Raw genomic sequence first — 14176 nt, forward strand, 5'->3', positions numbered from 1 at the left:
TCTAGTTGTGGCCGAGCGCGTCGGGAATGGCCTGGTGGGCGGCGCGGCGCGCCGGCAGCCAGGCGGCGAGGCTGCCCACGGCCAGCATCAGCACCAGGGTGAAGGCGATGCGGGCGAAGTCGAGGTCGACCAGCAGCGGCACCGGCGAGGTGCTGTTGGGCGGCACGTAGGAGATGGCGGCGGCATTGATGCCGTAGCGCACGGCGATGGTGATGAGCAGGCCGACCGCGCAGCTCACCAGCGTCAGCAGCATGGCTTCGGCGGCGAACAGCCGCAGCACGCCGCCGCGGCGCAGGCCGATGGCGCGCAGGGTGCCGATCTCGCGGGTGCGCTCTATCACCGTCATGCTCATGGAGTTGGCGGTGCCCATCACCACCACCGTGAGCACGATGCTGAAGATGAAGCCGAAGATCATGTTGAACATGTTGTGGACCTGGTTGTAGAAGTCCGACAGGTCCTGCCAGCTGCGGATTTCGATGTCCAGGCCGGTGGCGCGCAGGGCCTCGCCGAGGTGCTCGCGCATGCGCTCGGTGTGGGCGATGCCGTCCAGCAGCACGGTCAGGCGGTCGGCGCCGCCGTCGATGTCGTACAACGATTGGGCGAGTTGCAGCGGGATCAGCGCGCTTTTGTCGTTGGTGTTGGCGTTGCCGGTGGTGAAGGTGCTGCCCACGGTGATGTCCATGGCGTTGGCCTGGCCGTGCAGGGTATTCACCAGCAGTGCGGCCTGGCCCTGCAGCGGCAGGTGCAGCAGTTCGGCCAGCCCGGCGGACAGGGCGACGACGTCGGCATGCTCCGGGTCCAGCTTCTTCAGCGTGCGCATGAAGGCTTCGCGGCGGATGTCCTGCAGCGTGAGCAGGCCGGCCTGCAGTCCTTCCATCGCGCCCGGTTCTATGCCTTCGGCAATGAAGATGGTGCTCGCCCGGCCGTTGCTGACGATGCCGCTCAGCGCCAGTCGCGGCGCGACCAGCTCGATGCCGGGCTGGTCGCGCAGCACCTCGCGTATCCGGGCGATGTCGGCGGCGGTGAGCAGGTAGCGCTCAGGGTCCAGCTTGCCTTCCTTGCTCATGCCGCGCTTGGAGAGGGTGAGGTGGCCCAGCAGTTCGCCATGCACCGCCTGGCGGGCGAGGCCGTCATAGACGTTGTGGGTGTAGCCGGCGAAGAGGGCGATGGCGGCGAAGCCGAAGGCGATGGTGAGCAGCGTCACCAGGCTGCGGCGGCGGTTGCGGCTGAGGCCGCGGAGCGCGAGTCCGAAGGTGTTCATGCGCTGTGCTCGTCGCTCTCGATGCAGCCGTCGCGCAGGTGGATGCGTCTATCCACCTGGTCGAGCAGGCGCGGGTCGTGGGTGGTGAAGACGAAGGTGACGCCCTTGTCATGGTTGAGCCTGCGCATCAGCGCCACGACCATGGCGGCGTTGTCGGAGTCGAGGTTGGCGGTGGGCTCGTCGGCGATCACCAGCCGCGGCTCGATGGCCAGCGCGCGGGCGATGGCCACGCGCTGGCGCTGGCCGCCGCTGAGGCGATCCGGGCGGGAGCCGTGGAAGCGTTCCAGGCCGACCTCGTCGAGCGCGGCGGCGGCACGCCCGCGCGCCTGGCGTTCGGGCACGCCCTGGATCTGCAGCGGCAGCATGACGTTCTCCAGCGCCGACAGCACCGGCACCAGGTTGAAGCTCTGGAACACGAAGCCGATGCGGCGGCCGCGGAAGTCGGTGAGAGCATCATCGGCCAGCCCGCGGGTGTCCTGGCCGTCGAACCACACCTCGCCGGAGGAGGGGGTGTCGATCAGGCCGAGCACGTTCATCAGCGTGGATTTGCCGCTGCCGGACGGTCCCCAGACGGCGAGGAATTCGCCGCTGTTTATGGTGAAGGAGATGCCGGCGAGGGCGTCGACGGCGGTTTCGCCGAGCAGGAAGCGGCGGCGGACTTCATGCAGGCGCACGAGGGGCGGGGTGGAGGACGGGCTGGGGGCGCTCATTGCGGCGATCGGTTTCCTTGCGTGGGCGATGCCGCCGCCCTGCCAGGGGCAGGCCGGGCGGCGGCGCGGCCGCGGATCAGGCGGCGGCCCGGGAGGCGGTGCCGAAGTGCTGGGCGACGACGTAGCGGGCGCCGGCTTCGACGACTTCGTCCATCGGCGCCAGGGTCACGCCGCCGCCGGCGAGGCGGGCCATGGTGTCGGCAACCTGGAAGTCGCGCTCGTAGGACATATAGGTCTGGTAGAGCTGGAGCAGGCCATTGAGCGATTTGTGCACCTGGCCGTTGCTGGCCTGGTGCTCGAACAGGTCGATGGGCACGAAGTCCGGCCGCGGCGGCAGGCGCGAGGGCGGCGCGTACTCCTCCAGCACGCGGTAGGCGATGTCGACCACGCGGCCCAGCGGCGTGCTGTGCGCCAGCCCGGCGGCGAGGTGGTAGCAGCGGCCGACGCTGTCCGGCTCGCCACTGAGGTAGGCGATCGCGTCGCAGACGTAGTCCACCGGGATCATGTCGGTACGCGTTTCCGGGTGCGCCGGCAGCGCGCGGATGACGCCGGCACAGGTGAGCTTGAGGAACTCGAGGAAGCCGAAGAGCTTGCGCACCTTGCCGGCGGCGGTGGTGCCTATGATCTGGCTGGGGCGGTAGATGGTGATGGGCAGCTCGGCCTGCGCCTGCCGCACTACGGCCTCGGCCTCCAGCTTGGTCTGTTCGTAGGTGTTCCAGAACGACTGGCCGAGGTCGAGTTCATGCTCGTGCAGCGGGCCGAGCCGGCGGCCGGCGACATAGGCGGTGGACACGTATTGCAGGCGCAGATCGCCATCGCGCGCGGCATGGGCCTGGCGGGCGAAGTCCAGGATGGCGCGGGTGCTGCCGACGTTGGCCAGGCGCGAGTCCTCCAGTCCGGCGTTGAAGCGCACGTTGGCCGCGAGGTGGAAGATCTGCGAGGTCCGGGCGGCGAGGCCGCGCAGGGAGTCGGTATCCAGCCCCAGGGCCGGGGCGCAGACATCGCCGCGCAGCGCATGCACCCGGGCGCGTTCCGCCGGCGCGGTGTCGGAGAAGGCCAGCGTGGCGGCGAGGCGGCTTTCGGCCTCGGCCTGGTCGGCGCCGCGGACCAGCGCGACGATGCGCGCCCGCGGATTGCGCCGCAGCAGGCGCGGCAGCAGTTCGGTGCCGACGGCACCGGTGGCGCCGGTCAGGAGGATGGTCTGGGAGCCTTGATCTTGCATGGGGTTCTACCTGGAGGAGCGGCAGCGCTATCCGGCCCTCAGGCCGTCAGGCCGCCGTCGATGACGAAGGTCTGGCCGGTGGTGTAGCGCGAGGCCGGGCTCAGCAGGAAGGCGACGTTGGCGGCGATCTCCTCGACGCTGCCGAGGCGGCGCAGGGGAATGCCGGAGGCCAGCTTTTTCAGCTGCATCTCGTTCAGGTTGGCGGTCATCTCGGTGGCGATGACGCCGGGGGCGACCGCGTTGACGCGGATGTTGAAGCGGCCGAGTTCGACTGCCAGCGAGCGCGTCATGCCGATCAGCGCGGCCTTGGTGGCGGCGTAGTTGGCCTGGCCGGGATTGCCCTTGATGCCGGTGACCGAACTCATGTTGATGATGCAGCCATCGCCGGCTTCTATCATCGAATTCACGAAGGCGCGGCTGGCGTGGTAGGCGGAGTCCAGGTTGGTCCGGAGCACGTCGCCCCAGTGGCCGTCGTCCATGTTGAGCAGCAGGGCGTCGCGGGTGATGCCGACGTTGTTCACCAGCGCGTAGGGCGCGCCGCGGGTGGAGAGCAGCTCGCGCGCCAGTTGCTCGACCGCGTTGCGGTCGGCCATGTCGCAACGGTAGCCGCGGCACCATTGGGCAGTGCCGGAGAGCTCGTCTTCGAGCGCGCGGGCGGCGGCGTCCGAGGCGGCGTAGGTGAAGGCCACCGGATGGCCGGCGGTGGCGAGCGCGCGGACGATGCCCGCGCCGATGCCGCGGGTGCCCCCGCTGACAAAAACCCATCCCATGTTCACTTGATCTTTTCCTTCGAGCGGCAGCCTGCGCTGCCGGGTTGCTGCAATAGGCGCCGCCCGCGGCGCCGTGGCGGAGCAGGGCGGCGTTGCGGGCGGGGCAGTGTCAGGCGATGAACTCGATGTTCGCTTCGGCCTCTTCGGAATAGCGCGCCCGGGTGTGGCCGGCGGCCTTGCCGAGGTAGAGCAGGTGGATCTGCTGCACCTCGGTTTCCGAATACGGGTTGTCGCTGCCGAACAGCTCTTCGAGGATGCGGAACTTCTGCTTGCTGATGCGCTTGATCGGGCCGAGCTTGTTCTTCTGCTCGGAGATGAACAGCGGCAGCATCTTGTTGAGACCTTCGAAGTAGGTCTCGTGCACCATCGCGTTGTGGTAGGTCAGGCCGCGTTCGAGCGAGGCCAGCGCCCGCCGCTTGTGCTCCGGGTCGGCGTTGATGAGGTCCTTGGTCAGCGCAGTCCAGGCGGCGATGTGGCGGGCCTCGTCGTTGCGCACATTGGCGAGCGCGTCCTTGAGCGCCGGGTGATGCACCCGGGTGACCACGTCGCGGTAGAGCTCGGTGTTGATCACTTCGGAGAACAGGTGGCTGAGGATGTAGCTGTAGAGATCCCAGTAGCGCCGTTCCTCGTAGCACCAGATGTAGCGCTTGCCGAACTCGCGCACGTTGGTGGCGGCGATGAAGTCGGTGTTGCCGTCGGTGACGTACTGGTGAAGCAGGCCGAGCACCAGGCCGTGGCGCATTTCCTCGTACACGATGACGTTCATGTAGGAGAAGAGCGGCGCCCAGTCGGCGACGAGGTCGTCCGAGTAGCCCTCGGCCTTGGCCTGGATCATCAGGTCGTGGAACTGGGCGGCCGAGGCCTGGCCGGAGAATTCGCCGTCGCGCAGACAGTCGAGCAGCTTGATGATGCCTCTGTCGTGCTCATCGAGCTCGGGCAGCCAGTCGAACTGGTAGCGCTTGGCATCCCAGCGGTTTTCGTCGGACAGATAGCTGAACTTGACGATGGTTTCCAATCCGCTCATGAGGATCGCTCCAGTGCCTTAGGCGGTGACGGTGCGGTTTTCGATGTAGTCGCAGAACTCTTCCAGCGTCTTGATCTTGCCGGAGGAGAAGTCGTCGAAGTTGAGCTCGAAGCCGTAGGCCTTCTTGACCGACACCTGCAGCGAGACATAGTCCAGGCTGTCGAGGCCGATCTCCAGCAGCATGGTGGAGGGCTTCATGTCGGCGACATCGAAGTCGACCAGGTCGCCGATCTCGTTGGTCAGGAATTCGAATACGGTGCTCATAGTTCAGCTTCCTCGTGTGGTAAGGCGGGTTTCTTGCGGGCCATCAGGCCGATCTGCACGACCTGGGACAGCGTGTCGTTGAGCCACACCGGGATGTCGATGGTGGCGAACAGCGAATCGTGGGTGGTGATCTCGTCGATCTTGCGGATGTCGTAGGCGATGCGGTCGAAGGTGAAGTGCCCCACGTCCTGCAGCAGCGCGGTGCGGAAGAGGCAGCGGTGATGCGTCTGCATGGTCAGCAGCGAGGCCTTGCCGAGGTCGGTCTCCATCTCGGCGCCGAAGTGCCGGACGATGTCCTCGCGGAAGGTATCGACCGAGTGGCGCTGGATGTACTCGGCGAAGATCAGCGCGTCTATCGCCACCCAGCAAGTGGTCGCCGCCGGGAAGGCATCGGCGAAGCCGCGCAGGCGCTCGCCTACGGCGGCGGCGTCCAGCACATGGCGCGGCGGCGTGCGGTAGGGCGCGGTGTCGAAGGCGACCGGGGCGCAGTTGCCGAGGATGCGCTTCTCGGCGTCGCCCGGGCTGTGCAGCCGGAAGCGGACCTTGGCATCCGCCTCGGGGGCGGAAAGGTGCACCGCGTAGTCCAGCTGGCTGGGCATGGCCTGCTTGAGCATACCGGTCCATTGCAGCCAGCCGTCGCCGGCCCAGGGGCGCTCGGAAACCGCCTGCTTGAGCGCCAGCATGGCGAGCATGCCGTGCACCACCGTGCCCTCGGTGCCTATGGTGCTGCGGGCGAAGGCCGGGTCGAAGTGGATGGGGTTGTAGTCGCCGGAGAAGGCGGCCCAGGCGGCGGTGGCGGTGGAGTCGAAGCGGAGCGCGTTCATGCGTCCGCCGCGGCGAAGATGAGGGCGCTGTTGGAGCCGCCGAAGCCGTAGTTCAGGTTGAGCACATGGCGCAGCCCCTGCTTGTGGCGGTGCTCGTTCGGGATGTAGTCCAGATCGCACTCGGGGTCGGGCCGCGCCAGGTGGATGGTGGCGGGCATGAGGCCGGTCTGCAGCGTCTTGATGCAGAAGATGGACTCGATGGCGCCGGTGGCGGCGATCAGGTGGCCGGTGTAGGACTTGGTGCTGGAGATGGGCACGTACTTCGCCGCGTTGCCCAGCGCCAGCTTGAGTGCCTGGGTTTCGTTGAGGTCGTTGAGCGGTGTCGAGGTGCCGTGGGCGTTGACGTAGTCGATGGCGTCGGCGGGCATGCCGGCCTGGGCGCAGGCGGCACGTATGGTCATGGTACGGGCGAGCAGGTCCTCGGCCGGCGAGGTGATGTCGCGCGCATCGGAGTAGTTTCCGTAGCCGACGATCTCGGCCAGGATGCGCGCGCCGCGGGCCCTGGCGAACTCGTAGTCTTCCAGGCACAGCACCGCCGCGCCTTCGGACAGCACGAAGCCGCTGCGATCCAGGCTGAAGGGGCAACAGGCCCGCTCGAGCACTTCCTGTTCCTTGCTCAGCGCCCGCAGTGCGTCGATGCTCCACACGCCGAAGCCCTCGCGGATGCTCTCGCCGCCGCCGGCCAGCATCACCTTGGCGCGGCCGGAGCGGATCACTTCATACGCATCGCCGACGGCGATGCTGCCGGTGGCGCAGGCGGCAACCGGGGTGTTCTGGTAGCCGCGCAGGTTCCACTGCATGGAAATGGCCGCGGTGGCGACGCTGGGCATCACCAGCAGATTGGAGAAGGGCGAGGCGGTGCCGCCGTCGCGGAAGGCATTGTTGTTGATGGTGGATTCGTCCTGCGCGCCCCAGCCGGTGCCGAAGATCACGCCGCGCTCGAAGGGATCGCAGATCTCGTCGAGGTCGGTATCGCCGAATGCGCTGTGGATGGCCTCGGCCGCGGCCGACATGCCCAGCTTGGCGAACTCAGGCAGGAACTTGAGGATGGCCTTGGAGAACTGCTTGCGCGGCGGCTTGTTGTCCATGACGCCGAAGAAGCGGGCGACGATGGGCGCCTCGGCGTGCTCCACCCGGCGGTAGCCCACCTTGTATTGGCCGATTGCGTCCCAGATCTCGTCGACGCTGTTTCCGAGGGCGCAAAGGGCGCCGTAGCCGGTGACGGCCACCCTGCGGCCGGACTGTCTGTTCATGGGTAGGCTGATCCTAGTGGTGGGAAGCGTCATTGCCCGTGGCCGGCGATCGCGGCGGGGCGGAGAGAGGGGGCGGTGAGGTCGCAGTCGGCGACGATGCGTTCCACCGCGCCCAGGAAGGGCGTGACGAAGCGGGCGGTGATGTCGTCGAAGGCCTCGCGCCGGTAGACGATGTCGAGCTGGGTGCGGCCACCGAAGGTGCTGGTGTAGAACATCAGGTCATACGGATGGACGAGGCAGCCGATCGCCAGGCTGCCGCGGATAGGCAGCGCCGACGTGCCGAAGCTGGAGAAATCCTCTTCGATGACGCCGGGATTGGAATAGAAGATGTTGGTGCCCTGGGTGCGCTTCATCACCCAGCGCACCACCGCCGTCGGCAGGCCGTCGCGGTAGAGGCGGACGGCGTTTTCCATGCGCCCGAGTTCGAGCGCCAGACCGCTGCCGCGCAGGGCGCGGGTCCGCCGGTCCACTTCCTGCAGCAGCGCATGGGTATCACTGCGGTCGGACAGCCGCAGCGTGCAGGGCACCATGTAGCTGCGGAAGCCGTCCTCATGGTCCGGGCCGAAGAGCTTGCGCAGGCTGAGCGCGAAGGAATATGTGGCGCGCTTTTCAGGCCGCGCCTGATGCGCGGCGATGTAGCGCACCAGCGCGGCGGAGAAAACCGTATTGATGGTGACGCCGACCTGTCGCGCGGTCCGTTGGATGCCCTCCTGCAGTGCAGTCGGCAGAACGGCGTGGAAGAAGTCGTTGCCCTTGACGTCCTTGGCCGTTGGGGCGAAGCGCACCATGCTGCGGTCGCGGGTGAGCATGCGGCGGGCGATGTCGACATAGGCCCGGGCGCGGCGGCCCACGACCGTGGGCGGGCGGTACCACTCTGGCCGGATGGCGGCCAGCGCCGGACCGGGGTGGCGGCGTGCCGGGACGTCGTCCGTCGCGGCGCCGGCAGCCAGCAGCTTGCGGTACTCATCGATCACCGCGGCCATGAAGAGGTTGCCGCTCTTCACATCGGCGATCTCGTGCGAGATGGTCAAGTGGATGCAGCTATGCGCACTGTCACTGGAGCTCAGCAGCTGCAGGCGCAAGGGCTGGCCGGGGCTGCCGCGGGCGGCGACGTTGGCCACATAGCTCATCAGCGCGGCCCGGAGTGCCGGGTTGTCGAAGCTCAGCTCGCCGCTGATGCGTGACTCGTCCACCGGGAGGGAGAACGTCGCTTCGGCCTGGTTTTCATTCAGCAGTTCGAAACGGCTCAAGGCGCGGACCAGCGCACGGTCCAAGGTTGGCACATCGGGGATGCCGGCTACCAGATAGGCGTGGCTGTTGGTGGTATCGAAATAGCGTGCGCCCCAGTGGAAGAAGCCGCGGACGGGATCGCTTGAGAAGGTCGGTCGTCGGCCCTTGCGAACGGCAGTTTTCGGGCGGGACGACGATGAAGGAAGAAGTTGGCGCAACAAGGAAAGTAACTAGTTCACACTTGATTCAAGAATTTTATGTGCATATATCAATGGCATTCAATGGGCGCGCTTGATCCAAGTCAAAAGTCATGCAAAGAAAAATTCAAATGGGGTTATTGCAGGACGTTGGCGTGGTCGCCAGCCTGGAAAAGGGCAGCCGGGTGAGACTTGAGCGCGCCGGGGGAAGGCGTTTTGCCAGCCGCGGGCAGGTCTGCTGACCTGCCCGATGAGGGAGTACGGCAGCGGATTCAGCCGGCCGCGCGCATCGCCAGGAAGGTGTCCCACTGAGCCTGCAGCGCGGTCCAGAAGCGGGGGTCGGTGCCGAAGAAGCGGCCAAGGCGGACGGCCGTGTCCGGGGAGATGGCGCGGCGGCCCCGCACCAGTTCGTTGACCCGCCGGCGGGAGATGCCGAGGGCACGGGCGAGGGCGTCCTGGGAGATGCGCGCCGGGATCAGGAAGCGGGTTTCGAGGAAGTGCCCCGGATGGATGGGGCGGCGCAACGCGGAGGGTGCGGGCGTTGCACCGCGCACCGTGGGCGGGCGGCCGCCGGCGAGCTTCGCCGGCTGGCCGCCGCGCAGTGCCGACAGGGGCCGGGCGGCCCGCGGCGGCAGCGTCATCGGACGCTCAGTCCTTGAACATGCGCCAGCCGCTGACCATGGTGCTGATCAGGCTCTGGCGGCTCATGATGTCTTCGCGGATGGCGGCGTAGATGTGCACGATGATGAAGCACAGCGTCACCCACATGCCCAGCCGGTGCATGTTGTGCACCTGCAGGCTGTTGCCGCCCAGCACCCAGATCACCCAGCCGAACATATGGTCTGCCCAGCTGCCGGCGCCCAGGCCTTCGCCATAGAGGGCGAAGCCGGTGAGGATCATGTAGACCGCGCCGACGGTGAAGAACAGGAACATCATCAGCTGCGCCATCGGGTTGTGGCCGACGTACTTGTTCGGCTCCTTCACCAGGAACAGGTACCAGCGCAATTCGTACAGCACCTCGCCCCACCAGTTGCGGTTGAAGATGGGCAGGATGAAGATCTGCCGCGCATGGTGGTTGCCGACGAGGGCCCAGTAGATGCGGCCGAGGAAGCCGATGGCGAAGATGTAGGCGGCGGCGAAGTGGAGAAAGCGTATCCAGCCCATGACGTACTGGGCGCTGGTGTCGCCGGCGATGGACGGCAGCGGCTTGCCGATGAAGTAGCCGGTGATGGCGAGCACGGTGATGGCCAGCGCATTCACCCAGTGCCACAGCCGCAGCGGCGCTTCATAGACGTATACCGCCTTGACCAGCCGGGCGTTGCGCTCGGCTTCGTGAGCGTCTTGTTGAGCAAGCATTTCAGTTACCTCCGCAGCAAGGAGAGAGGCTCGGGAACATGAGGAACGCAGGGCGCGAAAAAGGGGCGAAGCCGGGTCGGGACACCGGCGGGAAATCCGATAGGCGTCGAGGGAGCCGGTGTTGCCCGCCGGCCGGTCCTGCATCCCTCACCGTCTTCGCCCGCGAAACGCGCTTCAGCGAACCTTGACCTGGGCCATCTCCTGCCCGTCCGGGCTCATCACATGGGTGGAGCACGCCAGGCAGGGATCGAAGGAGTGCAGCGTGCGCAGGATCTCCAGCGGCTCGTCCGCCTTGGCCACCGGCGTGTTCATCAGGCTGGCCTCGAAGGCGCCGATCTGGCCCTTGTGGTCGCGCGGGCTGCCGTTCCAGGTGGTGGGCACCACCGCCTGGTAGTTGTCGATCTTGCCGTCCTTGATCTTGATCCAGTGGCCGAGCGCGCCGCGCGGCGCTTCGGTGAAGCCCACGCCCTTCACTTCCTTCGGCCAGGTGCTGGGTTCCCACTTGTCCACATTGGCGGTGGCGGTGTCGCCGGCTTTGATGTTGGCGATGAGCTTGTTGTAGAAGTACAGCATCTTGTGCGCTGCCCAGGAGGCCTCCAGGCCGCGCGCCGCGGTGCGGCCCAGCGTGGAGAAGATCGCCGGCAGTGGCAGGCCGAGATCCTTCAGCAGCTTGTCCACCGGCTCCTTGAACTCCGCCTTGCCCTGCACGTAGCCGATGACGTAGCGCGCCAGCGGGCCGACTTCCATGGCATGGCCGCGCCAGCGCGGCGACTTGATCCAGGAGTACTTGCCTTCCTCGTCGAAGGATTCGACGCGGGTGCGGCTGCCCTTGGTGTTCTGGCCGAGCACGAAGTTGGGCTCGGTGACGCCGTCCCACGGGTGCAGGCCCTTGGTTTCGTCGGCGTACTTGTACCAGGAGTGGGAGACGAACTCCTGGATCTCCTCCGGATCGCGGAGGTCCACTTCGTGGATCTTGCTGAGGTCGCCGTTGATGATGGCGCCGCGCGGCAGCAGCAGGTTGCCGGCGGAGTAGTCGTTGGCGACGTCCGGGATGTCGCCGTAGGACAGCAGCGACATCGAGGAGATGCCGCCGCCATAGGTCCAGTCCTTGTAGAAGGAGGCGATGGCCACGAGGTCGGGCAGGTAGACCTGGTCCACGAACTCGATGGTGCGGTCGATGATGCTCTTGACCAGGTTCAGCCGCTCCATGTTGACCGCGCCCACGGCGCCGACGCCGTCGAGGTTGATCGCGCACGGCATGCCGCCCACCAGCCAGTTCGGGTGCGGGTTCTTGCCGCCGAAGATGGTGTGGATCTTGACGATCTCTTTCTGGAAGTCGAGCGCTTCCAGATAGTGCGTCACCGCCATCAGGTTGGCTTCCGGCGGCAGCTTGTAGGCCGGGTTGCCCCAGTAGCCGTTCATGAAGGGGCCGAGTTGGCCGGATTCGACGAACTTCTTCAGCCGGTTCTGGATGTCGCGGAAGTAGCCGGGCGAGGAGTTGGGCCAGCTGGAGATGCTCTGCGCCAGCTCGGAGGTCTTCTTGGGATCGGCCTTCAGTGCGGAAACCACGTCCACCCAGTCCAGCGCGTGCAGGTGGTAGAAGTGCACCAGGTGGTCATGCACCTGCAGCGTGAGCTGCATCAGGTTGCGGATGGAGTTGGCGTTTTCCGGAATGGCTATGCCCAGCGCATCTTCCACCGCGCGGCAGGAGGTGAGCGCATGGGTGCCGGTGCACACGCCGCAGATGCGCTCGGTGAAGGCCCAGGCGTCGCGTGGGTCGCGGCCCTTGAGGATCACTTCCAGGCCGCGCCACATGGTGCCGGTGGACACCGCGTTGCGGATCACGTTGTTGCTGTCGAGGTTCACCTCGACGCGCATGTGGCCTTCGATGCGGGTGACCGGATCGACGACGACGCGCTTGCCGGTATTGTCGAGCTTGAAGCCCTGGGTTTCGTATACCGCCATGATCAGCGCTCCTCCTGGCCTTGCTTGATGTCGATGCCGCTCTTGCTGCGCGCGCGGGCGAGCGCGGTGACCGCGGCGTGGGCCGCAACCGCTGCGCCCACCACGCCGGCGGCGGTAGCGCCCACCTTGTCGGCGTTGGCTTCGATGCCGAACTGCTTGATGTCGGTGACGCGGTCGTAGAAGCTGCCCTTGTCCCAGAAGCCGTCTTCCGAGCAGCCGATGCAGCCGTGGCCGGACTGGATGGGGAAGGACACGCCCTCGTTCCAGCGCACGGTGGAGCAGGCGTTGTAGGTGGTCGGGCCCTTACAGCCCATCTTGTACAGGCAGTAGCCCTTGCGCGAACCCTCGTCGTCCCAGGCCTCGGCGAACTGGCCGGCGTCGAAGTGGGGGCGGCGGTAGCACTTGTCGTGGATGCGCTGGCCGTAGAACATCTTCGGCCGGCCCATGCGGTCCAGCTCGGGCAGCTTCTCGAAGGTGAGCATGTAGGTGACCACCGCTGTCATCACCTCGGCGATCGGCGGGCAGCCGGGCACCTTGATGATGGGCTTGTCGGTGATGACCTTGTGCACCGGCGTGGCGCGCGTCGGGTTGGGCTTGGCGGCCTGCACGCAGCCCCAGGAGGCACAGGAGCCCCAGGAGATGATGGCCTTGCAGTCGGCGGCGGTCTCGCGCAGCTTCTCGATGAAGGGGCGGCCGCCCTGGATGGCGAACATGCCGTCCTCGTTCAGCGGCGGATTGCCTTCCACCGCGAGGATGTAGTTGCCTTTGTACTTGGTGCGGATCTCGTCGAGGATGGCCTCGGCCTGGTGGCCGGCGGCGGCCATCAGCGTGTCGTCGTAGTCCAGCGACAGCATGGACAGCACCACATCCTTGGTCAGCGGGTGGGCCGAGCGGATGAAGGATTCGGAACAGCAGGTGCATTCCAGCCCGTGCAGCCACAGCACCGGCGTGCGCGGTTTGGTCTCCAGCGCATGGGCGATCTGCGGCGCAGCCGCCGAGCCCAGGCCGAGCGAAGTGGCGGTGAGGCTGCAGAACTTGAGGAAGCTGCGCCGGGTGATGCCCTGGCGGCGCAGTACGTCGTAGAAGGTTTCGGTCATTGGAGTCGTCTCCCCTGTCGGCGTCCGCTGCGACAGGTGCGGCGGGCGTGGTGGGCGGAGAGATCACAAGTTCCGTGCCAAGAGAACGTGGCGGCGCAAGCGACTGATATGTAAAAGGTTGTAGTAAGGGGCGCGGAGCGCTGGCTGGCAAGCAGCTTTCCAGTCGACACCGGCGCCGGAAACAAACAGACCAGCTCGTAGTAGCTGGCGAAGTGGAAGGGAGACGCATAGAAAATGAAGGTGTCACGCCTGTGGCGGCCGCGAGAGCCGCGTTTCTGGCTGATGGTGGTGCTCAACCTGCTGGGCGCGGTGCTGGCCTGGGTGCTGCGCAGCTATCCGCTATTGCCGGCGGTGGCGGTGTTGCTGGCGGTGTTCGCGCTCGGGAATGCGTGGTTGGGGTTGCGCATCGCCTGGGCGTTGATGCGGGAAGAGGGTTGAGGGCCGGATGTCTGCGTGGGTGGAAGAACGATTGCCGGGGTGGGCGGTCTTTGTTGCTGCGTCGAGTAGGGGGTGAGCTCGCTGTCAGCGCCCCGGTCGGATAAATTGCCCGGACGGGCGGTGTCGCGGTGGCTTTTCTCCCTCTCCCGCGAGGGAGAAACCGCGGAGCTGAGCCACATTGCCGTCACGGAAGCCGGCGTGCGAAATGGCCGTGTCGGACTGGGCGGCAGGCTGGCATGATGGAGATGCGGTTCATCCGGGCCGCGTCGGTTGGAAACGCAAGGAGCAGGCGATGAAGAAGAAGCTGAAGCCGCGCAACCCGCTGGTTGCGCTGGTGTTGCAGCGTGGCGGCGCGGGCCGGCACGAACGCACTTTCAAGGCCGGGCGCAGCCGGGACAAGGCGGCGTTGAAAGCGGAGTTGAAGGTTGGAGCGCGGGGCAAGGGCGGCGATTGGGGCGAGAGCCCGGAGCACAGCGCAGAAGGGGTTGCCGGCAGCCTCTTCCGTGCTGCGCTCCGGTTCCAGGCCGGCTTCCTCGGGAACGTCTAGTTCCCCTACGGGCGCTCC

15 protein-coding genes are annotated in these 14176 nt (G+C 66.8%); 2 read left to right on the forward strand and 13 right to left on the reverse strand.

What is annotated here, in order from left to right:
- Position 1: 1 nt before the first annotated feature.
- The 13 genes from C7389_RS13455 to C7389_RS13515 form a co-directional block, all read right to left on the reverse strand.
- Positions 2–1261: an ABC transporter permease gene (locus tag C7389_RS13455; RefSeq protein ID WP_133592271.1), complete on the reverse strand. Its 1260-nt coding sequence runs from the start codon at positions 1259–1261 to the stop codon at positions 2–4.
- Positions 1258–1971, reverse strand: a complete 714-nt coding sequence (locus C7389_RS13460) for an ABC transporter ATP-binding protein (protein WP_133592273.1) — start codon at positions 1969–1971, stop codon at positions 1258–1260. The genes C7389_RS13455 and C7389_RS13460 overlap by 4 nt, the downstream gene beginning before the upstream one ends.
- 76 nt (positions 1972–2047) lie before the next feature.
- The gene (locus C7389_RS13465; protein WP_133592275.1) at positions 2048–3193 is read right to left on the reverse strand and encodes an SDR family oxidoreductase; all 1146 of its coding nucleotides are present in this window, start codon (positions 3191–3193) and stop codon (positions 2048–2050) included.
- A 38-nt stretch (positions 3194–3231) separates the two neighbouring features.
- The gene (gene fabG, locus C7389_RS13470) at positions 3232–3963 is read right to left on the reverse strand and encodes a 3-oxoacyl-ACP reductase FabG (RefSeq protein ID WP_133592537.1); all 732 of its coding nucleotides are present in this window, start codon (positions 3961–3963) and stop codon (positions 3232–3234) included.
- Positions 3964–4072: 109 nt separating this feature from the next.
- Entirely contained in the window at positions 4073–4987 is a 915-nt protein-coding gene (locus C7389_RS13475; protein WP_133592277.1) for a hypothetical protein, read from the reverse strand.
- An 18-nt stretch (positions 4988–5005) separates the two neighbouring features.
- Positions 5006–5251, reverse strand: coding sequence for an acyl carrier protein (locus C7389_RS13480; protein WP_133592279.1), 246 nt, complete (start codon positions 5249–5251; stop codon positions 5006–5008).
- Positions 5248–6075, reverse strand: coding sequence for a MaoC/PaaZ C-terminal domain-containing protein (locus C7389_RS13485; protein WP_133592281.1), 828 nt, complete (start codon positions 6073–6075; stop codon positions 5248–5250). Before C7389_RS13485 ends, C7389_RS13480 begins: the two co-directional genes overlap by 4 nt.
- Positions 6072–7328, reverse strand: coding sequence for a beta-ketoacyl-[acyl-carrier-protein] synthase family protein (locus tag C7389_RS13490; protein WP_133592283.1), 1257 nt, complete (start codon positions 7326–7328; stop codon positions 6072–6074). The genes C7389_RS13485 and C7389_RS13490 overlap by 4 nt, the downstream gene beginning before the upstream one ends.
- Before the next feature lie 29 nt (positions 7329–7357).
- Positions 7358–8578, reverse strand: a complete 1221-nt coding sequence (locus tag C7389_RS13495) for a hypothetical protein (RefSeq protein ID WP_162851736.1) — start codon at positions 8576–8578, stop codon at positions 7358–7360.
- A 449-nt stretch (positions 8579–9027) separates the two neighbouring features.
- The gene (locus C7389_RS13500; protein ID WP_133592287.1) at positions 9028–9396 is read right to left on the reverse strand and encodes a HigA family addiction module antitoxin; all 369 of its coding nucleotides are present in this window, start codon (positions 9394–9396) and stop codon (positions 9028–9030) included.
- A gap of 7 nt (positions 9397–9403) precedes the next feature.
- Complete coding sequence (gene cybH / locus C7389_RS13505) at positions 9404–10111, reverse strand: Ni/Fe-hydrogenase, b-type cytochrome subunit (protein ID WP_133592289.1); 708 nt, start codon at positions 10109–10111, stop codon at positions 9404–9406.
- 174 nt (positions 10112–10285) lie between these two features.
- Entirely contained in the window at positions 10286–12076 is a 1791-nt protein-coding gene (locus tag C7389_RS13510; protein WP_133592291.1) for a nickel-dependent hydrogenase large subunit, read from the reverse strand.
- A gap of 2 nt (positions 12077–12078) precedes the next feature.
- Entirely contained in the window at positions 12079–13173 is a 1095-nt protein-coding gene (locus C7389_RS13515; RefSeq protein ID WP_133592293.1) for a hydrogenase small subunit, read from the reverse strand.
- 234 nt (positions 13174–13407) lie between these two features.
- Between C7389_RS13515 and C7389_RS13520 the strand changes: the two genes are divergently transcribed.
- Positions 13408–13611 carry a hypothetical protein gene (locus C7389_RS13520; protein ID WP_133592295.1) on the forward strand — a complete coding sequence of 68 codons (204 nt, stop codon included), beginning with the start codon at positions 13408–13410 and terminating at the stop codon, positions 13609–13611.
- Between the two features lie 292 nt (positions 13612–13903).
- The gene (locus C7389_RS13525; RefSeq protein WP_133592297.1) at positions 13904–14158 is read left to right on the forward strand and encodes a hypothetical protein; all 255 of its coding nucleotides are present in this window, start codon (positions 13904–13906) and stop codon (positions 14156–14158) included.
- Positions 14159–14176 lie beyond the last annotated feature (18 nt).

This window comes from Azoarcus indigens (assembly GCF_004361735.1).
Lineage (GTDB): Bacteria > Pseudomonadota > Gammaproteobacteria > Burkholderiales > Rhodocyclaceae > Azoarcus > Azoarcus indigens.